At 56.2% G+C, this 23804-nt stretch carries 18 protein-coding genes and 1 tRNA gene; 8 read left to right on the top strand and 11 right to left on the bottom strand.

Annotated features, from left to right (window positions below):
* Positions 1-118 precede the first annotated feature (118 nt).
* From HMPREF2609_RS05525 to HMPREF2609_RS05535, 3 genes are read right to left on the bottom strand one after another with little or no spacing between them, the layout of a single operon-like run.
* Positions 119-2122 (bottom strand): ABC transporter ATP-binding protein/permease, encoded by a 2004-nt coding sequence (locus tag HMPREF2609_RS05525; RefSeq protein ID WP_070535465.1) that lies wholly within the window; start codon positions 2120-2122, stop codon positions 119-121.
* A complete protein-coding gene (locus tag HMPREF2609_RS05530; protein ID WP_070535468.1) occupies positions 2103-3182 on the bottom strand; it encodes an efflux RND transporter periplasmic adaptor subunit in 1080 nt (359 codons plus the stop codon). Before HMPREF2609_RS05530 ends, HMPREF2609_RS05525 begins: the two co-directional genes overlap by 20 nt.
* Positions 3176-4051 carry a hypothetical protein gene (locus tag HMPREF2609_RS05535; protein WP_070449736.1) on the bottom strand — a complete coding sequence of 292 codons (876 nt, stop codon included), beginning with the start codon at positions 4049-4051 and terminating at the stop codon, positions 3176-3178. Before HMPREF2609_RS05535 ends, HMPREF2609_RS05530 begins: the two co-directional genes overlap by 7 nt.
* Before the next feature lie 540 nt (positions 4052-4591).
* Between HMPREF2609_RS05535 and HMPREF2609_RS05540 the strand changes: the two genes are divergently transcribed.
* Positions 4592-6334 carry a DUF6493 family protein gene (locus HMPREF2609_RS05540; protein ID WP_246825584.1) on the top strand — a complete coding sequence of 581 codons (1743 nt, stop codon included), beginning with the start codon at positions 4592-4594 and terminating at the stop codon, positions 6332-6334.
* A 116-nt stretch (positions 6335-6450) separates the two neighbouring features.
* Here HMPREF2609_RS05540 and HMPREF2609_RS05545 read toward each other — a convergent pair whose 3' ends face one another.
* Complete coding sequence (locus HMPREF2609_RS05545; RefSeq protein ID WP_070535471.1) at positions 6451-7920, bottom strand: cation:proton antiporter; 1470 nt, start codon at positions 7918-7920, stop codon at positions 6451-6453.
* Positions 7921-8257: 337 nt separating this feature from the next.
* On the opposite strand from HMPREF2609_RS05545, the gene HMPREF2609_RS05550 reads away from it, so the two are divergent.
* Both HMPREF2609_RS05550 and HMPREF2609_RS05555 read left to right on the top strand, forming a co-directional pair.
* On the top strand, positions 8258-9331 hold the full coding sequence (locus HMPREF2609_RS05550) for a DUF418 domain-containing protein (RefSeq protein WP_070535476.1): 1074 nt from the start codon (positions 8258-8260) through the stop codon (positions 9329-9331).
* Between the two features lie 89 nt (positions 9332-9420).
* A complete protein-coding gene (locus HMPREF2609_RS05555; protein ID WP_070535478.1) occupies positions 9421-9906 on the top strand; it encodes an NTP pyrophosphohydrolase in 486 nt (161 codons plus the stop codon).
* A gap of 82 nt (positions 9907-9988) precedes the next feature.
* Here the strand turns inward: HMPREF2609_RS05555 and HMPREF2609_RS05560 are convergent.
* From HMPREF2609_RS05560 to HMPREF2609_RS05585, 6 genes are all read right to left on the bottom strand, one after another.
* Positions 9989-10065 (bottom strand) — tRNA-Pro (locus HMPREF2609_RS05560).
* A gap of 238 nt (positions 10066-10303) precedes the next feature.
* On the bottom strand, positions 10304-11122 hold the full coding sequence (locus HMPREF2609_RS05565) for an S-layer homology domain-containing protein (RefSeq protein ID WP_246825585.1): 819 nt from the start codon (positions 11120-11122) through the stop codon (positions 10304-10306).
* Positions 11123-11304: 182 nt separating this feature from the next.
* Positions 11305-13179, bottom strand: a complete 1875-nt coding sequence (locus HMPREF2609_RS05570; RefSeq protein ID WP_070535481.1) for an ABC transporter ATP-binding protein — start codon at positions 13177-13179, stop codon at positions 11305-11307.
* Complete coding sequence (locus tag HMPREF2609_RS05575; RefSeq protein ID WP_246825586.1) at positions 13179-15215, bottom strand: ABC transporter transmembrane domain-containing protein; 2037 nt, start codon at positions 15213-15215, stop codon at positions 13179-13181. The genes HMPREF2609_RS05570 and HMPREF2609_RS05575 overlap by 1 nt, the downstream gene beginning before the upstream one ends.
* 390 nt (positions 15216-15605) lie before the next feature.
* Positions 15606-16586 (bottom strand): metallophosphoesterase, encoded by a 981-nt coding sequence (locus tag HMPREF2609_RS05580; protein ID WP_070535487.1) that lies wholly within the window; start codon positions 16584-16586, stop codon positions 15606-15608.
* A 26-nt stretch (positions 16587-16612) separates the two neighbouring features.
* On the bottom strand, positions 16613-18763 hold the full coding sequence (locus HMPREF2609_RS05585) for a transglycosylase domain-containing protein (protein WP_070535491.1): 2151 nt from the start codon (positions 18761-18763) through the stop codon (positions 16613-16615).
* Between the two features lie 319 nt (positions 18764-19082).
* Between HMPREF2609_RS05585 and HMPREF2609_RS05590 the strand changes: the two genes are divergently transcribed.
* The 5 genes from HMPREF2609_RS05590 to HMPREF2609_RS05610 all read left to right on the top strand — a co-directional run bounded on the left by HMPREF2609_RS05590 (position 19083) and on the right by HMPREF2609_RS05610 (position 22714).
* The gene (locus tag HMPREF2609_RS05590) at positions 19083-19289 is read left to right on the top strand and encodes a DUF4177 domain-containing protein (protein ID WP_004005495.1); all 207 of its coding nucleotides are present in this window, start codon (positions 19083-19085) and stop codon (positions 19287-19289) included.
* A gap of 129 nt (positions 19290-19418) precedes the next feature.
* Positions 19419-19901: a RidA family protein gene (locus tag HMPREF2609_RS05595; protein ID WP_013397767.1), complete on the top strand. Its 483-nt coding sequence runs from the start codon at positions 19419-19421 to the stop codon at positions 19899-19901.
* Between the two features lie 13 nt (positions 19902-19914).
* Positions 19915-20979, top strand: a complete 1065-nt coding sequence (locus tag HMPREF2609_RS05600) for an NUDIX hydrolase (RefSeq protein ID WP_070535494.1) — start codon at positions 19915-19917, stop codon at positions 20977-20979.
* An 85-nt stretch (positions 20980-21064) separates the two neighbouring features.
* Entirely contained in the window at positions 21065-22063 is a 999-nt protein-coding gene (locus HMPREF2609_RS05605; RefSeq protein WP_070535497.1) for an NADP-dependent oxidoreductase, read from the top strand.
* A gap of 15 nt (positions 22064-22078) precedes the next feature.
* Positions 22079-22714, top strand: coding sequence for an NAD(P)-dependent oxidoreductase (locus HMPREF2609_RS05610; protein ID WP_070535500.1), 636 nt, complete (start codon positions 22079-22081; stop codon positions 22712-22714).
* 46 nt (positions 22715-22760) lie between these two features.
* Here HMPREF2609_RS05610 and HMPREF2609_RS05615 read toward each other — a convergent pair whose 3' ends face one another.
* Positions 22761-23669 (bottom strand): Abi family protein, encoded by a 909-nt coding sequence (locus HMPREF2609_RS05615; protein ID WP_070535502.1) that lies wholly within the window; start codon positions 23667-23669, stop codon positions 22761-22763.
* Positions 23670-23804: the final 135 nt, after the last annotated feature.

Below are 23804 nucleotides of genomic sequence, written 5' to 3' on the forward strand. Positions count from 1 at the left end.
GCTCGGTCGGGCACATCTCCCCGCCCACACCTAGAGCGTGAGCAGATATTATGTCGGCGAACAGATAGCGGATTGTTATCTGCTCGCCGACATAATATCTGGGGGTAGAATCCTGACTCTAGACCGTGCGGATTGCATCGGCGGGTTGCGCGCGAGAGGCCACAATAGCCGGAACCATGGCAGATACCAGTCCGGAGATCCCACCTGCGCCGAGCCCCAGGAATAGGGGAGTCGCCTCCAGAATAGGTTTCCAGCCATTGAGTTGGCATATCAGTAAGGTCAGGAGCGTGCCTAGCGTAATCCCCAAAATACCGCCCGCAAGCCCAATAAAAAGCCCTTCAAGCAGAAACATGCGCCGTACCGCCGCTTTCGACGCTCCCACCGCACGCCGTAACGCGATCTCGCCGCGCCTGGTTTGCACGCTTAAGTACAAAGTTGTGCCCGCGCTCAGTGCCGCTAGCAGAAGAATACCCCAGGAGGATACAAGCGAGAGGGTCGCAATATCGTTCGAGACCCCGCGATGCAAAGACCTCAAGTCTGTGACCGTCTGAACCTTGTAATTTTCCGGATGCGCCGCATCCACGCTTAAGGGCGCTACCTCAGAAACAGGCGCGGGGTAGCCTGGTTTAGTGCGCATGAGGAAAAGGTGCTCGTTTTGCGGGTATGACGATGCGCTCTTCATATCAAGCACCACAGCATTAAGCAGGAGAGCATCTCGAGGAGCTTCCTCAATAATGCCGACCACACTATATTCCCTCCCCTTGACTGTCACGATGGAGCCGGAACCAGAACCGGAAATCCCAAGCTGTTCTGCTGCGTGCTTTCCTACGAGAGCCGAAGGCCGGTCTTGATTCGTATGTGCGCGGGTAAAAAGGGTGCGGGCGTTGCCTGGTTTGGTGACCGCCTCTGCCGCATCCAGGTACCCCGTGTCGATAGCGTAGGTGAGCACGCTTATTTTATTGATGGGAACCGGTACGTCAAGCGGGAACTTTGAGACATCACCGGCGATGCTCGTGCGGTATCCGACGGCGGTAACCCCGTTAATCGCCGTGAGTTTTTGGGAAACTTCCCCAGCTTCTTCGGAGGAAAAATCTTGGGAGACGGGTGAAAGTCGAACCTCGTCGAGAGCCGCCGCTTCCAGGCGTTCACTGACCTGATGAGCGGTGCTGTTCAAGAGCCCCGAGGATGCCACCAGCCCGGTGACCGCGAGCGCATAGGCGGTGCAGAGCAAAGCTGAGCGTCCTAGCCGTGTTGTCATGGCGGCCGCCGCATCCCAGACGGAGGAGAACCAGGCGCGAACACCGCTGCGTTCCAGGGGCTGCTTTTTCTGCTGCCGTTCAGACATATTATGCTGTGGGGCGGTACTTGATTCTGCGTCCTCGAAGTGCACCTCTTCTAGATGGCCGTCTACCATGCGCAGACACCGGCTTGCCTGATGGGCAACATCTTCATCGTGGGTAATCAAAACAATGGTAGTACCCGCCGCATTGAGCCTTTTGAAATCTTGCATGACTCGCTCGGTAGTTACACGGTCCAGGTTTCCGGTGGGCTCATCAGCAAGAAGAATATCCGGGTGCGTGCTCAGGGCACGGGCTATAGCAACCCGTTGGCGTTCACCGCCGGAAAGCGCACCTCCGGAATACATGAGCCGGTGTTCCAGCCCCAACTGGGTGAGCGTCTCTTCACTAATGCGTAGTTGTTCGTGAAGACCCACTCCCTGTACCCGAAGGGGAAGTGCAACATTGCGTATCACGCTTTCGTGGGGCAGCAGATGTGCGTCTTGAAAAACGAACCCGAGATGTCGGCTGCGCAGAATGTCCAGGTCGCGGGTCGGTGCATGGGTAATATCACGTCCACGAAGAAAATAGCTGCCGTGCGTGGGGGTATCTAAGAGGCCGAGCACATTCAAGAGCGTAGATTTACCGGACCCGGAAGGGCCGATAATTGCGAGCATATCGCCCGGGTACACCCGCAGGTCTAGGTTCTGCAGAACGGGAGTATCGGCCCTGGTGTAGGTTTTGGATATGCCTACGAGCTCAAGAATAGGCTCATGCCCGTTGTTGATGGATTCTTCGTGTTCGGTTTCGTAGGGCAAGTCGGCGCTACGGGGTTGGGATTTCAACGTCGGTTCCTTCCCGCAGCTCGTGGTCGCTTTTAATGGCCGCCCAGCCTTCAGCCTGGCGTACTACGGTCACGGTGACTTCTTCTCCGTTGTGTAGGCGCAGATACTCTTCACCGTTTTTCTCACGCAGGGCTGTAATAGGTACGGCTAGTGTGGGGTCGCCGCTGCTTTTCACCTCAAGAGTTGCGGATGCACCATCGGGCGCTTGGAACCCTTCCGGCACGGTGAAGGTCACGTCTTTACCTGGTATATCGCCGGTGGCGTTAAACTCTGATATTGCGGTAACGGTTGCCGTTCCTGAGGCCCCACCGGTGGATTTTGCTTCGGCGGTGCTGCCCACGTGCAGGTCACGGGTGACATCGATGGTTGCACGTGCCACGATCGTGGGAGAGCCGTTCCGTGTAGTCAACAGCGGATTCTCCCCCAGTACCGTACCCTGTGCTGCGATAGTTTCGACGGTGCGCCCCGCAGAGGGCACCAGCATAAAGGTTTTCCAGTCGATGCTTTCAACATCGCCGCTGGCAACCCCTAAGTTGTAGAGGAAGGACTGATAGGCCTTCATACTTTGCTCCGACCAGGTGCCGTCTGTACCGGGGGCATACCCCCAATTGGTGAGGGTCTGTTGGAGCGCCAGCACATCAGACCCCGAATCGTCTTTCTTGATGGTGCGGTAGAAAGGAATGGAATCGGGCATGGCAATAATGGGCACATCAGAGATAGTTGCCACAAGGTCACCGGGGTGAATAGTGCGCCCAGGTTCTACCGCAACGCGAGTAACCACGGCACGTTCAGCCCCTACAGCAGGGGAGTAGGGCTCAGCTTTACCCAGCTGCACTTTCCCTTGAAGTACCGTCGCCTGCCCTACCTGACGTTTTTCGATTTTGGTGGTGACGGTGAGTTTTTCTTGAGAGCTGGCAAGGGCCTCTGACTGTGCGGTACTCATATTTTTACCCACGATTAAACCTAGAACCAGAAAAAGCAAGTTAGCGCAGATAAAAATAATGAGGATGCGCGAGCGGGGAATGCGCTCCAAAGAAACATGTGACGTATTTTTTACCATGAGGGCAGCGGCTCTCCGTGATCGGCTAATACTTTTTTAGCCTCTTCGATTTGGGCGTCAAGGTTTTTGCGGTATTCATCAAGCTGCGGCTTGTACTTTTCAATGGCTGCGGCCTGATATTGTGCCCGGCGGTTCATAGTTTTCATGAAATATCCGGTGCTGTCTTTGCAGTCTAGATCAGCGAGAGCGACTTCAATTTCTTTTTCTTTATCGCCGGGAACATCTGGTGCCCAGTAGTAGTCTTTGGGAATAGAAATACCTTTATCTTTGAGGCATTGTTCCCATTCTCCGTGCCATTTTTTGACGTCTTCATCGCGCATCCATGCGGAGTCTGCTTCAAGATCAGCCTGAGCAACGATGGTGTTGGCTTCGGGCATTCGAGCGGGGAAATCGCCCAGCTGACGGACTGTATTTTGGCATTCGCTATATATTTCCATCTGGGCTTCCGAATATTCTTTTTGGGGAAGTAATGTAACTATACGAATTTTTGTTACATCATGGTCGATAGAGTATCCGTATTTGGAGACGTAGTCTTTATTCCAAATTCCGTACTGAAAATGTGGTTTAATTTCAACACCATCTCCGGTGCTGCCGCTTGGAACTCCTCGCGCTACTGAACAGTCATTGTTATTGTAAATATTTGCACTGAGCGTTATAAGCCCTTCTGATGTAGACATCATATATTTGTTGAGTGGAAGAATAATTTCCATATGTTCGTTATCAAAGGTCGCTTTAACATCTGAAAACTTTGAATAATTTAAATCTTTTCCGGCGGTAGGATCACCCTGAGGCTCACCTGTGTGAGGTCCGCTTGAACATGCTGAACACAGGAGAGTAAGGCAGGTAATGGCAGAGAGAAGCCTTTTCATAGCTTTGGATTCTTTCGAGATGAGGGGACTGAGCATCCAGTCCAACAGAACCATGTGAGTGGTACAGCACGTTTTTGTGATGTATCTCAAATCTAGCGTAAATCACCCAGAAAGCAAGGCTGTAGAATTATAAAATTACCCATGTTTATGAATAAATATCTGTGAGTTGTGAATAAATATTGATGAGATGTTTGGTATACACGCGAAAATGATGTGTTATAGCCCCCATATAAGGGATATATGCAGCTGATGTGCCTCAAAAGCCGGTGGATGCCCAACGCAACATGTATATATATTTTTTCTAAATAACGGATATCTATCTGACAGATGCTCGTCACGGGACGTCATATACCGTCTAAAACCCGGAATCTCGCAGGTAGCTCCGTCCCCCTATAATCGTGCGGGTTTCTGTCTGGGGAAGGGAGACCACGAACTTCGGACGGCGTGACCGCAGCGAACGCATCCGCGCGGGAAAGTCCCTACAATGAACCATAAACGCCGAACGAGCAACGCCTTGTGTCAAACCTACAGGAGCAGCAGATGAGCAATGATATGGATCTTCGCACCTCCTATAAGAAATTTATCCAGGACTTACCCCAGCTTCTCGCGGACAAAGGCCCCGAACAGGTATATGCCCTGTACAAAGCCGAGAATTATGGCAGCCTGCGCGCGGGCGGGTTCCGTGAGGAAGTCGAACGCCTAGCCAGCCCTGCACCTCACTGGTGCGATCAGGGGTTCTTTCGGTTAGCCGAGCTCTACGATGGGCTGCAGCTGAACCATGACGACGACTATTTTCTGGCGCTTATGAACTTGAACGTTTCGCTTCGGCAGAGTCTGCTGCGCCACGACCGGCAATTTCGTGACGAGCTGCTGTGGCACCTGTTCACCGTCGAGGGAACCCCCGAAAGGTCGTTCGCGACGGTAGATAAAAATACGTTCAGAAACACCTGGCAGAGAGAACTGCTTGATGCTTCCGCCGAGGGGCTGATTCCCCGGGAATATCTGCTGGATGCGTGCCTGGCATCGTTAGCGCGGGACTTTGCCGCCTACCGCGCCGGGTGGTTCTCCCGCATGTATGCCGCGCTTAAACCCACCGCCGCAGAATCCGCTCAATGGCAGGATACGCTTGTGAACCTGCTGGGGTCGCCGGTGGGCACGACCGTCACCCTAGCGGTCAAACAGCTTTCGGCGGTGCATCGGGCGGGGCTTCTTGAGGCCGACTGGTTCGTTCGTGGATGCGTCCCCGCACTGCTGACGAGCAAGGCGAATGCGCTGGCGGTTCTCAAACTCTTGGCTTCTTTGCACGGTACAGTCGGCGATGCACCGGTTACCGAAGCATCTGTTGCGGGGCTGAACCACGCGCATCCACAGGTGCAGGTGGCAGCCGCAAAATTGCTGCATCAAGCCAAAGCGACTGAAACGCTGTATCAGCATGTGCAGAACCTCAGCCCGGTTGCACGGCAGGAATTAGAGGATGCCGAACTCCTGAAACGTACAGAAGAGGGAACCGCGCAGCATACAGCCTTGAAAGCCCCGGTTGAGACCGAGCAAACCGCCGGGGATACGGACCACGATGCCCCGCATCCTGATTACGTGCGTTCCGGGAAAAGTACGGGGAAAGTCCCCAATATTCTTGAGAGCATCCGAGTGAGTTGGGATTATCGTGAAAGCGAGGCGAAACGCCCCAACGGCAAACCCGAAAACGTGTGGTGGAGCCCCACCGTGCACCTGCCTGCCGCAGAACCACACCACACGCCGGACGAAAAACATCTGCTCACTCTGCACTATGCGGCAACGAGCTGCGGAGAACTGGCGCACCTCTGCCCTTCTTCCACAGTGCCCGTGGCGGTAGGGCTGTTGGAACGATGGGTCTTTCTCGACGAAGAAGACGGGCACCACTACATGCATGATATGGTCCAGACCCTTAGGAACCATCCGGGGCAGTGGAACTCCATCACCGCGCAGGCGCTTGCTGTGCTGGCTACTTCAAAGCATCATATAGACCGTGCGGGAGCCGCCGAGCTGCTGGCAGAAACCTTGGGCGGTCGGCTCTCCTACGAAGACGCCACTACAGGATTCTCGCAGGCTGCCCCGGCGCTGATGTTCACTCGGTGGGCGCATACCTTCGAGGATATGGCGGCCATAGACCCGCGCGTCACCCTGCGTTTCTTAGGCGGTCTGCTGCCGCATTGTGAGCGCACCCAGCACGGGATGGGGAAGCTCCTGGGAGTATATGCGCAGGAATACGTGCGTGTTCACGGCACGAATGAGTCCCGCAGCTAAGCCCCGAGATGACCGCGTGGTTAGGCGGTTTTAAAGGATCCTCGCAAGCGGCAAAACACGCGCGGGCTATCCTCAAAACCCTCACCTAAATACGCTTCCTCAGCCTGGGGAACCAGCTACTTCTTCGGCGGTTTCTGGGTTTTGGAGGACCCCGAAGAGTCATTGCCCCGCAGAGGACTATGCGTTTCTTTCGTCGGTTTCACAACCGGAATCATACCGGTCGTAAGCTTCACCGTCGCGTTGCGATGCGCCTTCAACGCATCAATCTGGGCACGCTTAGAAACACCGGACTCAGCCTCAGCCGTCTGCGACCTAAAAGCCCGCTTAATGGCTGCAGCCCACAGCGGGAATAGCAGAACCGTGAGGGCACCACCTGCCACCAGAAGCGATGCAGTAGAGCTCTCAAGCAGCCCCGAACTCGTGGCGATACTCGTGACCGCCACAATAATAGGCAGACCCGCCGCTGAATACAGCGCTAACTCAACCTTCTCGCTCATTGACTGCAGCCCCGAACCCGTGTTCGTGAACCGCTCCGCAATGAACACCGGCACCCCGCGCACCAGCAGAATACCGATAACCACCATCGCCAGCAGCAGAGGTGAAGAAGCCACCACAGAAGGGTTAATCCCCATGCCGCTGACCACGAAAAACAGCGGAATCATGAACGTAAACCCGACCGTCTCTAACCGTGCCGTGATCATATGAAGTGCGCCCACCGGGGTGAGCGAACGCATAATAATACCCGCAGCGAAGGCGCCGAGTACCGCATCCAGCCCGAAAAGCGCCGTAAACATAATGAGGGTAGCCAGCAGAAACATAGCAAGACGCAGCACGAGCTGACTGGTTGTGTTAGTTTCTACCGCCATAATTTGGCGCAGGCCGGGCACTTTCTGCAGAAGACGATGCGGAATAATCGCCGTCACCACAGCAATCGCCATGAACCCCAGCAGAATCAGAATCGCCAAGCCCGGCGAATACGAGGAGAGCAGCAGCGACATCGCAAAAATCGGGAAAAGCTCGCCAACGGCGCCGTGCACCAGCACCGCATTACCCACCCGAGTACCCGCTGCACCATGCGATTTGAGCATGGGCAGCAGCGTGCCTAGAGCCGTGGAACTCAGCGCAATGCCCACCGCAATATAGGTGTTAAAACCCTTGGCGAAACCGGTGATGAGCGCCGCCCCCAGCACGCCCAACGCAAAGCAAACGAACCAGGTTGCGATTGCGCTTTTGCCCTGGCGGTTACGCAGCGAATCGACGTTAATCTCAAACCCGGCAATCAGAAAGAGCATGCCTAAACCCAGCTCTTTCAGCAGCGGAATGCCGCCGTCGCTGCCGGATGCCAGCCCCAACACGTTCGGGCCTATGAGCACACCGCAGATTAACAGGAACACTACATCAGGGATGCGCTTGCCCGTTAGCCGCGACATGATGGGCGAAAGCAGCGCCGCTAAGGTTACCCAGAAAATCGAGACATACTGCGCGGTACCCTCAACCCCGGACGCCTCGTGCGGACCCGTAGCAAGAATATGCGTGTGCGCGGCGGCGAGGGGCTGGGCAAGCTGAGAAACATCCAGAACGTTCATAGTGAAGAAAGCATACCTTAGATACTTCGGGTTATTCACATAGGAGGGGGCTTCAAGGAGGTCGGGCGTAAGTACAGCGGGCGAGGGAATTTACTCTAGCTGCCTAAGGTATCACATGACGTTCCGAAGTTAGCGGATAATCCGCACACAACAATCCGGTATCTTGCACCCACCCCGCACATCTGCGCCCTGAGCTGGGGCAAAACATTTTGACATCACATGATGCGGCATAGCCTCAACACGAACCGTCACAGCATCAGGCCCCGCTAGAAACCGCCCGCAGAACACGGTACCGTAGAATGCACCACCACCACAGGCACGAGCGAGCAGGAGATGCATGCTACCGGAAACCAACACCCGGCGAGATACCGGGTTAGACAGCGCTCGCGCTTTTGCGCTTCTGCTCATGCTTATTCCTGTGAGCGTAAGCCTTAACCTGGTGCCCGGCAAACATTTGAGCTGGCTTTCACAGGTGCTTCCGCAGGCGTTGAACCTGTTCGCCGTGATTCTGGGCGCGGCTGCATATTTATACTCCCGCAAGGTGGCTTTTCCGCAGTTTTTTGCGAGCAGCATCGTGCGTTTTCTGGCGTTCTGCGTGCTCGGCTGGGTTCTCGCCCAACTTCCACACAGTACTTTTGCGGATCAAGCTTTTTCCGGGTGGAAAGACTTCCCCATCCGTTTCGATATGCTTCTGCCCCTAGCCGTGCTGACCCTGCTGAGCATCGGGCTGGTGTACATGCCGTTTTGGGTGCAGCTTGCCGTGACCGTGCTCGCCAGCCCCGCCGTGCCGTTCACTTACGAGCGGCTGAGCGTGGGCGGGTGGACTGCCGACGACTGGCTGCATCGCACAATCCCAGCAATCGTGAACGAGAGCGCGGGAACCATGTTTCAGGATGGGTTCAAACTCATTTGGCTTATGGGCTTGGGCATGGTGCTGTGGCGAGGATACGAAAAACTCGGCGCACGCCTGGGCATACCGGTGGCGCTGGGTTCTCTTGCCGTGAGTATCTACCTGTGGGTGTATCCGCATGTCCAACTGGGATCGCTCACGTGGCCGATCGTACTCACCATCGTGGGAGTGGTGGGAACCGTCTGCACCTGGGGCGAATTTGCGCGGCTCAGCGCCGGAAAAGGTGTGCTGGAACCGTTCGCGCGGCTGGGTCGAATGTCGCTGAGCGCATCCATTGTGATGCTGGGGCTGGCATTCTACTGCGGCGGACGGCTTGTGACGATGGTCGCCGGTGAAGGTTATCGCGCCCCGCAGCAGGGGAGCGTCTATGGATATGCGCTTTGGTTCGGGTTCCTGCTCGTATGGTGGGTGCTGGCGATGATGCTGTGCACTCTGTGGGAGAAAATTCAGCAGCGCGGCCCCCTCGAAATGGCGCTCGCCCTCATGAGCGGGCGGGGATAGCCCGGCGAAGTGACGAATATGCTGGCACGCACTGTTTCTCTTCGATACTCTGGTGCCTACTGAAGAACACGTGAGAGAGGTATAAGTCCGTGAAGTACTTTGCGTACAGGGTGGTGGGAAAGACTGAATATAACGGATTTGATGTCCCCCAGACTCCGCAGTCTTTCGCCGACGATACCGAGCAGCGCCTCACTGATCCCGACTTTTTGGAGGGTGACAAACGCTTCGCCCTGGTGGTGTGGGCTCTGCCTGAAGGCGTGAACCATGTTGATGACGTTCCCCAGGATTCGGTGGCGCACGGCAACTATATACAGTGTGCCGGTTCCACGCATGCGATGACGGTGGAAATTAGGGTGACTGCCGAAGATGGTTCGTACGAACAGTACACGGTGGCCCGCAAACCTGTGACCGACCCCGATGCGTGGACAACTATCACATGGGTTGGTAACCGTATGCCCGTTCAGGTGCACCCCGAAGAGGTTTTCACGGGTGAGCAGGCGGCGCCTATCTTCCGCGCCTACATTGAGGACGGTGTGATTCCGCCGCGCGAACTGCTGCGTACATTGGATATTTAGATGTTTGGTGAGGCCCAGGGGGGCCCGGGCAGAAGGTACATACAGCAAACCCCCTGAAGATTACTCTCAGGGGGTTTAGGGTTGGTCGGGATGACAGGATTTGAACCTGCGACCTCGTCGTCCCGAACGACGCGCGCTACCAAGCTGCGCCACATCCCGGTGTTAACCTGTCGGACAACCCGCAGGCAACTCATCAATAATAGCCGAAGAGCACGGGGAAAGCAACACGAATAAGCCCTCTCAAAAACCTGTAAACCCTGAGTTTCCAGGAGAGTAGGCGCGGTGTCTTGTGCGTGTGCTTCCGCCTTCTGCTTGATGCACTAAAAACGCGGAAGCACACGCGACACCGGAGAGAAACGCTCAACATTTCCCGCAGCGACTGTACAAGATTATCCGCTTAGATCTTGGCGAAGCGGAACACAAACGCGGCGGTCGCTTCACGAGTAACAGGCTCATGCGGGCGGAAGGTGCCGTCAGGCCAGCCGGTCGTGATCTTCTGGGCCTTAAACCATGCGATTTCACGGTAGAACGGGCTCTTCGAGTTAACATCCGTAAAGGGTGCCTGAGTCGGTGCCGCATCGTCGTTCATATTGGCGGCACGGTAGAAGAACGCCGCCAGAGCCTCACGAGTAACGGAATCGTGCGGGCGGAAGGTGCCATCCGACCAGCCGGTCGTGATGTGCTGCTGGTGCATCCACACGATCTCCTTGTAGAAGGGATCGCTCGGAGCAACGTCGGTGAACGGCGACTGCTTGGGCAGAACAACATCGGGTGAGCCAGCCATCCGGTAGAAGTATGCGGCAATTGCGGCGCGCTCAATATTCTGGGACGGGCGGAAAGTGCCATCGGGCCAACCCGTCGAAATACCGGTCTGTCCCAGCCACGTGATCTCCTGATAGAACATATGGGTCTGGGGAACATCCTTGAAGACCACCGCCGCTGGCTTTTCGCTCGGCGCGGGTGCGGGTGCCTCCGGAGACGGGCCGTCACTCGGAGCCGGTGCGACTACAGGCGCCGCAGGAGTCGGATCTACCGAGAGTCCGGGGTTCGCCTCAGCCGCCGGTGCGCTGGGGGCCGCGGATGCGCTCGACGCAGGGTCCGCCGCCTTCGCAGTTTCCGCAAAAGCAGGCTGAGCGGCAAAGGTTAGGCCAAGAGCAAGAGTGAGTGCAGAAGCGGTGCCCTGAGCCAGAAACTTCCTCGCATCATTGCGTGACATATTTTCCTCCATGAGGTTATAAGGGTTTAAGTGAATGAGTATCTGCACGCTCTACGAAGCGGCAAGACACCTTTATCATCCACAAAAAATTTTGCCGTGTCTACTCAGACGGTTACAGGTAAGAACTATGACGTTTAGGGCTCTCATGCATGTATCACAATAGATAAACGTGCGCATAAGAGTTAGGCGCTGGGGGAGCCTGAATCCTGCCGCGCATCCTCCCACGAGGTGTACATTGCGGCAAACTCGCCACCGGCGGCAATCAGCTCCTGTGGTGAACCATCCTCAACAATAGACCCCGCAGAAACAACCAGCACCCGGTCCGCATTCAGCACGGTCGAAAGACGATGCGCAATCACCACGGCGGTACGCCCCGCCAACAGAGCATTGAGCGCACGCTGCACAGCACGCTCGCTGGGAATATCCAAGGATGCGGTGGCCTCATCCAAAATCAGTACCCGCGGATTCGCCAAGAAAACGCGGGCAAAAGACACAAGCTGCCGCTGCCCGGTCGAAAGGTTCACACCGCCGCGCCCGAGCATTGTGCCGTACCCCTGCGGGAGGGTCTGAATAAACTCATCCGCGCAGACAGCCTGCGCCGCCTGGCGCACCTGGTCGTCGGTCGCCTGCGGGTTGCCCAAACGAATGTTCTCGGCAATCGAGGTTGAGAACAGAAAGACTTCTTGGGTGAGCATGACGACGTTTCGGCGCAGCTCCTGATCGGTCAGGGAACGCACATCCACGCCGTCGAGAAGCACCCTGCCGGTATCAACGTCATAGAAACGGGCAATTAATTTGGCAATCGTAGACTTCCCGGCACCGGTTTCACCCACAAGCGCCACCGTCTGCCCCGGTGCAATCCTCAGCGACGTAGGCATGAGCGCGTGCTGACCCGCAGTGTAGCCGAATGCGGCATCCTCAAGAACGATCTCACCCAGCGGGGCTGCCTCTGCCGAGCTCTCGGTGCCCACCGGCGCAGCGGGGGACTGCGGCAGGCTTACCGGATGCTGCGGGTCTTGAATCTGCGGCTTCTCCGCTAAGAACCCGGAAACCTTCTCCAACGCCGAAAACGCCGACTGGAGTACGTTATAAAACTCGGAGAGCGTCATAATCGGCTCAAACACCCGGTTCGCATAAATAATGAGCGCAAGCAGGGTGCCCACCTGCATTGTGCCGCCGAGCACCGCATACCCACCGATCACAAGCGCCGCCGCCACAAAAATATTGCCCAGCAGAATCAGCACGGGGGAGTAGATGCCAAAGAGCTTGATGGAATCCATGACCGCAACCCGGTACCGTTCGGCATTGCGTGCGTACGATGCGCGCGCATCCGCCTCTGCGCCGAAACCCTTGATGGCTCGAATACCGGTGTAGGTTTCAACAAAACGGCTTGTCAGCTGGGCAGATTCGTTACGCATGGCACGGAATGCGGTCTCTGAGCGGGCGCGGAACCAGCGGGTTATCAGCCAAATGGGAACCGTCATAGCCACCAGAAGCAGACCGATGCGCCAATCCAACAGGAAAATGGCGATTACTGAGAACGCAATCCCCAGCAGGGTTGTGGCAAGCTGACTGATACCGCTGTCTAAGAAGGTGCGGATCGTATCAATATCGCTTGTCAGCCGCGAAATTACGCGACCTGACGTATATGACTCGTGGAACGAGACGCTCAGCGACTGCGAATGCTGGAACACGCGCGTGCGCAGGCTCAACAGCACACCCAGCGAAACCCTCACCGTATATACCACATTCACCCATGTCAGGGTGCCGTTAGCGAGCACGGTTGCCCCAAAAAGTACCACAAAGAATATAAGCGGGGTGCTGTCGCCGCGGGTGAGCGGTTCAATCGCGGTATCGAGCACGCGCGCAATCAACCAGGGCTGCACGGCGGATGCGATCGCCCCAAGTATCACCGCCGCCACCGAAATCGCCAGGGACAGCCGATGCGGGCGCAAAATCTCGCGCAGTAGACGATACGAACGTTTCCGAGCCTGCCGCCGCTCTTCGGGGGTCAGGTTCGTGCGTTCGTCGGAATTCGGCACGAGACGCTTGGGCATTAATCCTCGTCCTGCAAACTCATCAGGCGGCGATACTGTGGCAGCTTCATAAGCTCAGTGTGGGTGCCTTGGGCGGTAATACGGCCATCCTCCAGCAGCAGCACCCGGTCGGCAAGCGCCACCGTTGAAGGACGATGCGCGGTCAACAGAGTGGTAGCCCCGCCCAGTCCTTCGTGCCCGGTGCGCAGCGCCTCAATAATCTTCTCTTCCGTGTGAACGTCCAGTGCTGAGAACGGATCATCAAGCAGCAGCACGCTCGGGCGAACCGCCAGGGCACGCGCCAAAGAAAGCCGCTGCCGCTGACCACCCGAGAGGCTCAACCCCTCTTCGCCAATAATGGTATTGACCCCTTCAGGAAGGTCGTCCACGAAATCGCAGGCCGCGATCGTGAGGGCGGCGCGCACACGCTGATCCGCCTCCTCAGAAGAACTAAGATCGTGCACCCCTAACAGGACATTTTCACGCACCGACCCCGAAAACAGCACGGCCTCCTCAAAAACAGAGGCCATTTGCGCGCGTACCTCAGGCAGCGGCATATCGGCGGCATCGCGACCGCCCAGCAGAATCTTTCCCGAAGAGGGCTCATAGAACCGCGGAATCAGGTTGAGAATTGTCGATTTTCCGCTGCCGGTAGCCCCCACGAGTGCCAAAATCTCGCCCGCAAAAGCTTTAAACGTAATATCGTGAAGTACCGACGGAGTTTTGGAGGTTGCAGCCTTCTGCTGTGCACGCGCAAACTCGCGTTCCTGCTCCGTAGGCTCGGGGCTTGGATCCTGCATATCAGCCTGTAATTCCGGGAACGCCGCAGGATCGGGATCTGCCTCTTGTGCGGAACCGGCACTGTCCTGGTGACCCTGCGAACCCTTGGCAAAACCTAAAATCTTCGCCAGAAAACCGCCCAAACCGCTCTGCTCGGCGTGATCCGTTGAAGCCCCATCCTGCCCGGAATGCTCCTCAGGAACCTCAGCCGTGCGCGCCTGATTCTCAGCGGAATCTTTGTGCGCGCGTGCCTTCGCATCAGAATCGACGGCATCTACAGTGTTCGCCTGCTCGGCATAGCTGAAGCTCACCGCCTCACACGCCACAGAAATTGCGCCACCCGAAGGATAAGCCACGGTCTCCTCCTCAACTAGTCGTACCTGTTCATCGCCGGGATCCGCCATCACCTCAACGTGACGCTCAAACGCCACCCGATAATTCAAATATGATGCCATCAGCGCAGTCGAACGGAGCACATGCCCCAACACCACCGTCAGTACCGCAAAGTAGGCGGTCATCGCACCTAAAGAAAGACTACCCGATGCCACCTGCGGCGCGCCCACCAGCAGGGCGAGCATCGTCACCGCCCCCACAATCACGCGCTGATAAAACCCCACGCGCGCCACCAACATGGCACGGCGATGCTCCACCTCATTCAAATGTTCGGCATCGCGGGTATACTCGGTAATCTGCTCGGGGGAGCGACCCAGCGCTTTCACCACCCGAATACCGCGCACAGACTCCTCAATGCGGGTCGAAAGATCACTGGTGAGCCGCTGAATCTCGCGGGTGTATGCCTCATATTTGCGCACATAGCTGATGAGTGACAGCACCAGCACCGGAATAGCCACCACAAAAATAACCGCGAGCGGGGCGGATGCGGTCACCATAAAATACCCGCCCGTTACGAACATGACCACAACCGAGGTCATCTGCACCAGCGCAAACGAAAACCACCGGCGAATCGTACTCAAATCGCTCATGGAACGGGTGAGCAGCTGCCCGGAAGACCACCGGTCAAGAACGCTCAGCGGCGCCCGTAAAATCCGGTCGAAAAAGTTCATGCGCATGCGGATTTCAAGCGTGGAGGTAGGATCCACGATCAGCCACCGCCGCCAATAAGCCAACGATGCGTTCCCCACGCCGATCAAAAGTACTAGTCCGCCGCCAATCCAGACGCCCGCCTCGGTTGTATTCTGCACAAGCTCATCGACAATGAACCGAAGCATCTGCGGAATAGAAATTTCGAGAATCGCCGCGCCAACAGCGACCAGCATGCCGATAGCCCAGCGCCACCGAATCGGGGCAATATACGGCAGGAACTTGAGGGGCGCGCGCTCGCCCGCATCGTAATTTACGGGTGCGGGAATAGGTTCCGGGGCGGTTTCCAGGAAGGGATTGCGTCGTCGAGAAGTGCCGGGGGCGTGTGTGCGGGTCGTGCTCGATTCCTCCTGCTTAGCGGTTCAACGTTTCTACAAGGTGTGAGCGTTAGTGCTCTTAATTATAGAGGGGCACCCCGGATGCACCCGCTACGGTTCTGCACTGAGCGTCCCGTTCTTATCGGTGAGCTTAACCCGTTCTCTTAGTCTTAACCCGCGAGCAGGTAGTATTTTCCTACCTGCTCGACCAAAAACCACCTGCTCGCGGAATCTGAAGGGGAAGAAAATCTACCCGTTCTTTGCCGTGAGGGTGACGAGCACCGCCTCCGGGGGACAGAAGAGGCGCACCGGCGCGAACCGTGAGGTCCCCAGCCCCGCCGAAACCTGCACCGGAACATCGCCCTGATAGCTCACACCCTTCGCCCGCGACGGCGGCAAATCACAGTTACTCACGAGCGCACGACCGCCCGGCAGACACACCTGCCCGCCGTGCGTGTGACCGGCAAAAATAAGTTCGGCACCATCCTGCACAAATCTGTGCAGAGTGCGCATATACGGTGCATGGGCAACACCCACACGAATACGCGGCACCTCCGAAGACTCAAACGCCTGCGGTGAGAACCCCGGATGAGCATCGTAACGCAGATGCGGATCATCCACCCCCGAAAATTCCAGGCGCAGCCCACCCAACGTGACGCCGTCGTACCGGTTAATAAGCCCTACCCAGCCGCGCGACTCAAAAGCGTTATGCATACGCTCAATCGGAAGCGGCATACGCGACCCTTCCTCAATCTCCTGAGGCGTGCGCGCCTGCCACAGATACCGTGCAGGATTCTTCAGCACCGGAGCAAAATAGCAGTTCGAGCCGGGCACGAAAACCCCCGGAAAATCCAGGAGAGGGTCAAGCGCCTCCAGGAGAGGGTCAAGCCCGCCCACATGTGAGAGGTTATCGCCCGTATTCACCACCAAATCCGGGTTCAGGCCCGCCAACGAATGCATAAACTCGGTCTTCGCCCTCTGCCCCGGAATCATATGCATATCCGAAATATGCAGAATCCTAAAGTTCGGCGACCCCACCGGAAGCACCGCGAGAGTTTCCTCGCGCACCTGAAAATTATTCAATTCGACGAAGCGCCCATACGCCGCCGTGGCGGCCCCCAAAGCAAGCCCTGCAGCCGCAAACTTCACCATACTCTGTGTGAAGTGCGAACCACGTGCCGCTTCAGAAGCCGCCACGGATGCGCGGGCACCGGATGCGCTCTCACACATCGTGTGCCTTTCTTCAGTACGCCCTCTTAGTTACCGTTGACGTTTGTTGACGTCACCGATGCCGGGGGCTCAGTAAACTTCTCGGTGTTGTACTTCGGTGCCATGGCCTGCATGAACTGCTGCCACTGGGCACCCGCATAGGTCGCACCGTCCACGTACTCCAGCACGCGACCGTTAATCGCAATACCGTTCATTGAGCGGTAACCCAAGTCGTTACTGCCCACCCATGAAGCAGTTGCCAGGCCGCGGGTGTAACCGACCATCCAGGTCTGCGAGGAGTTATCGTTCGTACCGGTCTTCGCGGCGGAAGCATCCGGCAGACCGATAGCGCGCTTAGGCGCTGAACCTCCGGAGGCAAGCACGCCCTTGAGCACGTAGCTCACACCGTTAGCAATATCCGGGCTGATCGCCTGCTCACACTTAGACTCGTAAGTCTTCATGGGCGAACCGTCACTCTTAGTAATCTTCTCAAGTGGGCGCGGCTCACAGTACTTACCTTCGCTCGCGAAAGTTGCGTATGCGCTCGCCATGGTCAGCGGGGTAGCACCGTACCTGGTACCACCAATGTTTGCACTGAGCAGACCCGGATCGTACAGCTGCTGACCCAGACCGTCGTGCAGGTGCAGCTTATTTGCCATATCGCTGATATCGCAGAGGTCGAGCTTACTGACCATCGAGTACAGGTAGGAGTTAGCCGAAACGCGGATACCGTAGGCGACCGTACCCCAGCTCTGGTATCCCGGAACCGCGTTCTTGAAGGACCAGCCGTTAGCGGAGTCACGGTAGTAGTACTTACCGCCCTCCACACAGCGGGCGTTCCACCCAAAGCTGCTTGGGTAGGATAGAGCCGTACCATCGATTTGGGCGTTCACACCTCGACCAGAGTTAATCCACTGGGACAGCACCACGGGCTTGAAGGTTGAGCCCGGCTGGAATCCGGGGGTGCCGCCATAGAGCGAATCTACGTTGAAGTTGAACTGGGTTTGCGAGTGGTCATTCGCATCCTTGGGTTTACCCCATTCGGCGTTCTGAGCCATCGCCACCACGCGACCGCTGCCAGGCTCCACACTGGTCAAAGCGGCGTTCACGTTGTTGGTGTTGGTGGAACCAGGCTGAACGGCCTCCACAGACTGTTTAGCGATCTTCTGCGCTTCGGGGTTCAGAGTACTCACAAGCTTAAAACCGCCGCGGTTGAGCAGGTTCAAACGTTCCTCGGGAGTTGCCCCGAAAGATTCGTCGAGCGCAACATAGTTCACCACGTAGTTACAGAAGAATGAGCTTTCGCCCGCAACAGAGCAGCCCTTCTCAGGCGGATGAACATTGAGCTTAATAGGCGATGCAATGGCTTCATCGTATTCTTGCTGTGAAATCTTACCGTCACGAAGCATGGTGCCAAGCACCACATCGCGGCGTTCACGCGCCAGATCGGGGTGGGTTGTTGGGTCATAGGTGTTCGGTGACTGCACCAGACCCGCGAGAAGGGCCGATTGGGCTACCGAAAGATCCTTCGCGGAAATACCCCAGTAGTATTGGGCCGCCGCCTCAACACCGTAGTTGGTACCGCCCAAGTTCACGATGTTCAGGTAGCCCTCAAGAATCTCGTCTTTAGACTTGTTCTGCTCCATCGAGATAGCGAGCTTCATCTCTTTGATCTTATCGAGATACCCTTTATTCCCGCCCAGGGTTGTGGGGTCTGCGCCGCGCTGCACATCGGAATCAACGATCAGGTTGTTCACGTACTGCTGTGTGAGTGTCGATGCACCCTGACGTTTCTTCGGGTTCAGGAAGTTATTCGCGAACGCACGACCAATGCCGATAGCTGATACGGCACCGTGGTTGTAGAAGTCGCGGTCTTCCACCGAGATAATGGCATCACGCATATGCGGTGACATCTGATCGAGCTTAACCTCTGTGCGGTTTTCCTCGAAGAAGGTCGCAAGCTCGGTCTTACCATCAGAGGCGTACAGGGTCGATGGGCGTGAGAAAGGACCTTCTGAAATATCTTCCGGAAGATCCTGGAACCACGCCATTGAGGCATTAGCGACCATGCCAACACCTACCGCCGGGGGTACCACGATAATTGCTACCAAGAACCCGGCAATGATACTGAACGCCACAAACTGCAAAAAGTCACTGGGGCGACGCCGTTGCGCGCGCGATTTTTTTCGTGAAGCCATTCATTCAGTTTAGCGGATACACCTGAGAACGCATCCCTCAAAAGGGTTAAACTCTAGGTTTAACTTGCCGGTTTCCCGTCTTCGCGGGCAACGCGCCGGATGCGCATCCTTGGTTATATCGTGAAAACACCGCGTCTATGTCCCGAAAATCCGCGGTATCTCGCGGGTTATGTACTCTGTGCGGGGCTGACCGGCGTATCCGGTGCACGAGGTGACCGTTCGGCGTCACGTTCTGCCCCTTTGTTACGCCTAGAGCGTTGAACCTGCAATAGAGTGCAATGACCTTGTTCGAGCCGGGGAACAGGACTACCCTAGAGCTATGAAGAAATGGGAATATTTGACTGTGCCGTTGATCGTGCACACCACCAAGGCAATCCTTGATAACTACGGTGAGGAAGGGTGGGAACTCGTTGCGGTTCTGCCCGGTGCACCCGCACCCAGCGGACCGAACCCCGCAGGTAACATGGTGGCACCCACCCAGGGTAACCCCATCGCCTACCTCAAGCGCGAGAAAGTTGAAGGCTAAAGCCTTGCACCACGCCCGGTAACCTGAATCCTCCGGTTGCCGGGTTTAGCGTCCCTTCTGCGATATGCTTCTACACAACACTACATATATGCGGCGCACGTGCCACCAACCACATCCCTGGAGAACCCTATGACTGAATCCCGTTACGAACTGAGCATTCGTGAACTTGGCTACCAACTTCCCGAAGTCGCAGCCCCTGTCGCCGCCTATGTACCCGCTGTGGTGAGCGGGAACTATGTGTATACCTCCGGGCAGCTTCCATTCGTCAGCGGTCAGCTGCCCGCCACCGGTAAAGTCTCGGATTCGGGTGACTCAACATTTGTGACCCCTCAGGACGCTAAGAAGTACGCCGCTATTGCAGTGCTGAATGCGCTTGCCGCCGTGAAGTCCGTTATCGGCGACCTTGACCGGGTGAAGAAGGTCGTGAAAGTTGTGGGGTTCGTGGCATCAGACCCGGAATTTACCGGTCAGCCCGGGGTGATCAACGGCGCCTCCGAACTGTTGGGTGAGATCTTTGGTGAGGCTGGTACGCATGCCCGCTCGGCGGTCGGTGTTCCGGTGCTTCCGCTGGACTCTCCCGTTGAGGTTGAAATCATCGTCGAGTACGTCTAATATTCTCAGGATCATGACTACGACACCTTCTCAGAAGTTGTACACCGGAGTAGTTCCGGTGGTTGGTGAAGAACAGAAGCCGCGCATCTTTACCGGGCGCTCGTCTGTACCTGCCGCACGCACCGAGCAGATTCAGCGTCTTTATAAAATCCCGGAGTTTATGCGCACCGCCGCCGAAACATGGGTATCCGAAGGCGGTGAGGATGCTGGAGGGGCATGCTCGCTTCGCCAAGCGGCGTCAGTCATCTTTGTGCGTGACGGCGAAGACGGTCTTGAAACCATTCTGACCTACCGTCCGGGGTCCTCACCCTTGGGCGTTGTCGCTTTTCCAGGCGGTACCGTGACCTCCGGCGATGACGACGCAACCCCCTGGTACGGTCCGACCCCCGATGAATGGTCTGCCAAGTTCAAATTCAAAAATGTAGCCTGCGCGCGCCGCACCGTGATCGCTGCTATTCGCGAGTCCTTTGAAGAGACCGGTCTGCTTCTTGCCGGTGAGGACGGGCAGAACGTCGCCGAGAGCGGCGCGGGTGAAGAACAGATGAGTCAGCGTGAGGCAATCGCCGATCAAGACAAGAGCTTCGGGCAGTTCTTAACCTCATGCGGACTGAAACTACGCACAGACCTGCTGCGCCCGGTATCGCGCTGGCAGTCGCCCGACTTCTTCCATAAACGCTACGACATCGCCTATTTCACCACGGTTGTTCCTGTGGGGCAGAACGCCAAGCTGCTGGAAGGCAAAGGTGTGTGGGGCAGCTGGGTGAATGTGCGCACGCTCATGGAGAGTAGGGATACCTCGGAACTGGGGGATCGTATCGGGCAGCCGAATACGGTGGGTAAGACCCTTGAGGAACTGGTGACTCCCGCCGTGATGTGCATGCTTGAGTCGCTCGCCGCCTCAGAAACCGGGGTATCGTGGCTGGCAAAGCGTCGTACCGTTGAGGTGAAGAAACCCGTGCTCGTGAAGAACGACGGCGCGTGTATGCTTTCGTTTACCGAAGTTGTGCCGGTGTCGTCTAAAACAGGAACGCTTGGCACAGTCGGTCCACTCAGGTCGACCTCTGTTGCCCCCTCATAAAACTTGGAAGGCCGGATTTTCCGCAATGTGTGGAGAATCCGGCCTTTGTTGTAGGCAGATAGTCGCAGTGAAAAGGAAAAATCTCATGATTCGCAAAATTCAGTACAACGCCTATGGCGATCCCAGCGTCCTAGAAATGGTTGAGACAGATGAGCCTACGCCGGGCGAAGGTGAAGTCCGTGTGACGGTTAAAGCGGTTGGACTGAACCCCATAGATCTGAAAACCTTTGAGGGGTTCAAGCCGCTTCGCGTCGTAGAGACGATTAACCGTTTGCGTCACCCGTCCTGGTGGTTTGGCCGCGGTCCCGCACGTTTTCCGAAGGGTGTGGGGCGTGATTTTTCTGGTGTGATAGATGCCCTCGGCCCCGGTGTGAACAATGTTGCTGTGGACGATGCGGTACTGGGAACCCTGCGCAGCGCTCCCGGCTCCGGCGTAACGGAAGGCTCCCTGGCTGAGAAGCTGGTGACTTCTGCCCAGAATATTGTTGCGAAACCTGAGAACCTGAACTTTGAGGTTGCCGCAGCCTTGGGTGTCGCCGGGGAGACCGCGTGCGGGGCGTTCCGTGCAATCGATCTGAAACCCGAGGATGTGCTGGTTATCAGTGCCGCATCCGGTGGTGTGGGAGCTGTGGCGGTTCAGCTTGCGGTGCATCGGGGAGCAACAGTTATCGGTATCGCCTCGGAGAAAAACGCGGAGTTTGTGCGCTCTCTGGGGGCTATTCCGGTTGCATACGGTGACGGTTTGAAGGAACGTATTCTCAAGGCAGCACCGACCCCGGTTACGAAAATGCTTGACTGCTACGGCGGGGACTATATCCCGTTAGGGGCAGAGCTCGGCCTGAAAGGGTCCGCGATGGGCACGCTGATTCCTACGCCGAAGGCGATGATAAAAGGCGCGCAGTTTACGGGGGCGCGGCATGCGCAGCCCGGTGACCTGAAAGAAGTCGCCGATCTAGTGGCATCGGGAGATATTGACGTGACCTTAGCGCATGTGTACCCGTTCAAACTTGATTCCATCCGTGACGGCTATAAGGAACTGGGCACGGGGCATGTGCGCGGTAAACTTGTGGTCACTATTCCCTAACAAAAGTCGAAAACTATGAAAATTTTAGTGTCCGGTGCTACCGGAAACGTGGGCCGTTTGGTCGTGGAACAGGCGCTTGCGCGTGGCTATGAGGTAGTTGCACTTGCCCGGAAACCGCAGAATCTTCAGCTCGATCACCCGAACCTCACCACGGGCGCTGTAGATATTCTTGATGCTCAAGCCCTCAAACCCTGGCTTCAAGGCGTAGATGCGGTCATTAGTACCGTAGGGATTGGCACCTCGAAAACCCCGACAACCCTTTACTCTGCCGGGACGAAGAATCTTCTGGACGCCATGCAAGAGCATGGGGTATCACGTTTAGTTGTGATCTCTTCGGAGGTCGCCGAACATTGGGCTCATCAAGGGCTCTTCAAGCTCTGGGTGGTATTGCCGCTGTTGCAGCACTTTTTGGGTGCGACCTACGATGATATGCGGCGTATGGATGTGGTTTTGTGGGAAAGCACCGCGCAGTGGACGGCGGTGCGTGCACCTCGCATTCAGCCGATGAAAGCTAAAGGCTCTTATCGGCTCGATGCCCACAAGCCGCTTCGACGCGGCTGGATGATTACCCCAGCGGATATGGCTACTGCGTTGCTCGATATTGCCGAACGTGAGGACCTGAACCGACAGCACGTCTACGTTGCTAACTAGATGTGAGAAGGCCTGCTATGCCTTAATTTGGCGATGCTTATTTCAGCTATACGCTCCAGAGCCTACTTGCCGTTTGCCAGTTATCAGGAGCTCCCATATGTGAAATTGGGACTATCTGAACTTCTGGAAACGATTGTACGACTGTCGGTAACAGCTTTTTATTACCAACGTTGAGACGATCTAAGAGAAGCTGAACAAGTGTCAGTTGCCCGAAAGTGCGTTTCCAATCGGTATTTATGCAGTCGAGATCAGTGTGGGTACCTTGAGCAGGTAGCTTAGGCGAGATAGCATGTACCCTGTTAAAAAGGCGCCCATGATGAGCGCAGATATTCCGCACGATGTTAAGAGCCTTAAGCCAGCTACGCAATTGAGGCGCAGTGAGGTCGCACTGACTAGATATAGTATTCTGCACGCTAGTGGGTGAAAGCTCGTAAAGATAAGTTAAGCTTCCCCAGTCCATAATCTCCGTGGCAGCCCATACTGGGAGCTTCCCGCCATATTTCTGTTTGTGGTGTTTAACAAAGTCTTCACGTGATGATTTAAGCTCATGTTCATAACGTCTACGCCAGTATTCATACTTAGTACTACGAGCGGTAGCCCCTAGCTTGTAAGGATCGAGGTGAATCAAAGGGTCGAGACACCCTAGTTCATGACCAAGATGCGCACGTATTGCAAGCTCAATAGGTGTAAGAGCTGTAAATGTTTCTGTACGAAGTCGAGAATCAAATCTATATAAGTCAACTACATCTCTCAACCGCGTACCTGGAAAGAAAGTATCTGCACGGCTGCTATTTTTAAACTCCCGAAACGGGTAGCAATAACCACTCAAACGATAATAACTAACCTGCTGAAGTAAAAATACCGCTTCGTCGCGATCTTCTATGTCCATACCACGTCTGACTAGGATATCTACTTGCTCATTGTAAGTTTTAAATTCTTTGATGTCCTCGCCCATGAGTACCTTCTGTATGATGAAGACCGGCCCTGGACCTAACTGTCAAAGCAGTAGGCGGAACCGGTCGTGGTGATAAACACTCTACACAACGTTAGTCATTCTAAGCAAGCGCGATCGCGTCTTGTTTCTCATGAA

The organism is Rothia sp. HMSC058E10, assembly GCF_001809415.1.
Lineage (GTDB): Bacteria > Actinomycetota > Actinomycetes > Actinomycetales > Micrococcaceae > Rothia > Rothia dentocariosa.

What these genes read in the sequence shown, in the direction of transcription:
- HMPREF2609_RS05600 (WP_070535494.1), top strand. Translation starts at nt 19,915, where the DNA reads ATGACTACGACACCTTCTCAGAAGTTGTACACCGGAGTAGTTCCGGTG.
- HMPREF2609_RS05535 (WP_070449736.1), bottom strand. Translation starts at nt 4,051, where the DNA reads ATGAAAAGGCTTCTCTCTGCCATTACCTGCCTTACTCTCCTGTGTTCA.
- HMPREF2609_RS05610 (WP_070535500.1), top strand. Translation starts at nt 22,079, where the DNA reads ATGAAAATTTTAGTGTCCGGTGCTACCGGAAACGTGGGCCGTTTGGTC.
- HMPREF2609_RS05595 (WP_013397767.1), top strand. Translation starts at nt 19,419, where the DNA reads ATGACTGAATCCCGTTACGAACTGAGCATTCGTGAACTTGGCTACCAA.
- HMPREF2609_RS05575 (WP_246825586.1), bottom strand. Translation starts at nt 15,215, where the DNA reads ATGCTGGTCGCTGTTGGCGCGGCGATTCTCGAAATTTCTATTCCGCAG.
- HMPREF2609_RS05590 (WP_004005495.1), top strand. Translation starts at nt 19,083, where the DNA reads ATGAAGAAATGGGAATATTTGACTGTGCCGTTGATCGTGCACACCACC.
- HMPREF2609_RS05545 (WP_070535471.1), bottom strand. Translation starts at nt 7,920, where the DNA reads ATGAACGTTCTGGATGTTTCTCAGCTTGCCCAGCCCCTCGCCGCCGCG.
- HMPREF2609_RS05580 (WP_070535487.1), bottom strand. Translation starts at nt 16,586, where the DNA reads ATGTGTGAGAGCGCATCCGGTGCCCGCGCATCCGTGGCGGCTTCTGAA.
- HMPREF2609_RS05530 (WP_070535468.1), bottom strand. Translation starts at nt 3,182, where the DNA reads ATGGTAAAAAATACGTCACATGTTTCTTTGGAGCGCATTCCCCGCTCG.
- HMPREF2609_RS05550 (WP_070535476.1), top strand. Translation starts at nt 8,258, where the DNA reads ATGCTACCGGAAACCAACACCCGGCGAGATACCGGGTTAGACAGCGCT.
- HMPREF2609_RS05585 (WP_070535491.1), bottom strand. Translation starts at nt 18,763, where the DNA reads ATGGCTTCACGAAAAAAATCGCGCGCGCAACGGCGTCGCCCCAGTGAC.
- HMPREF2609_RS05540 (WP_246825584.1), top strand. Translation starts at nt 4,592, where the DNA reads ATGAGCAATGATATGGATCTTCGCACCTCCTATAAGAAATTTATCCAG.
- HMPREF2609_RS05570 (WP_070535481.1), bottom strand. Translation starts at nt 13,179, where the DNA reads ATGCCCAAGCGTCTCGTGCCGAATTCCGACGAACGCACGAACCTGACC.
- HMPREF2609_RS05565 (WP_246825585.1), bottom strand. Translation starts at nt 11,122, where the DNA reads ATGTCACGCAATGATGCGAGGAAGTTTCTGGCTCAGGGCACCGCTTCT.
- HMPREF2609_RS05615 (WP_070535502.1), bottom strand. Translation starts at nt 23,669, where the DNA reads ATGGGCGAGGACATCAAAGAATTTAAAACTTACAATGAGCAAGTAGAT.
- HMPREF2609_RS05605 (WP_070535497.1), top strand. Translation starts at nt 21,065, where the DNA reads ATGATTCGCAAAATTCAGTACAACGCCTATGGCGATCCCAGCGTCCTA.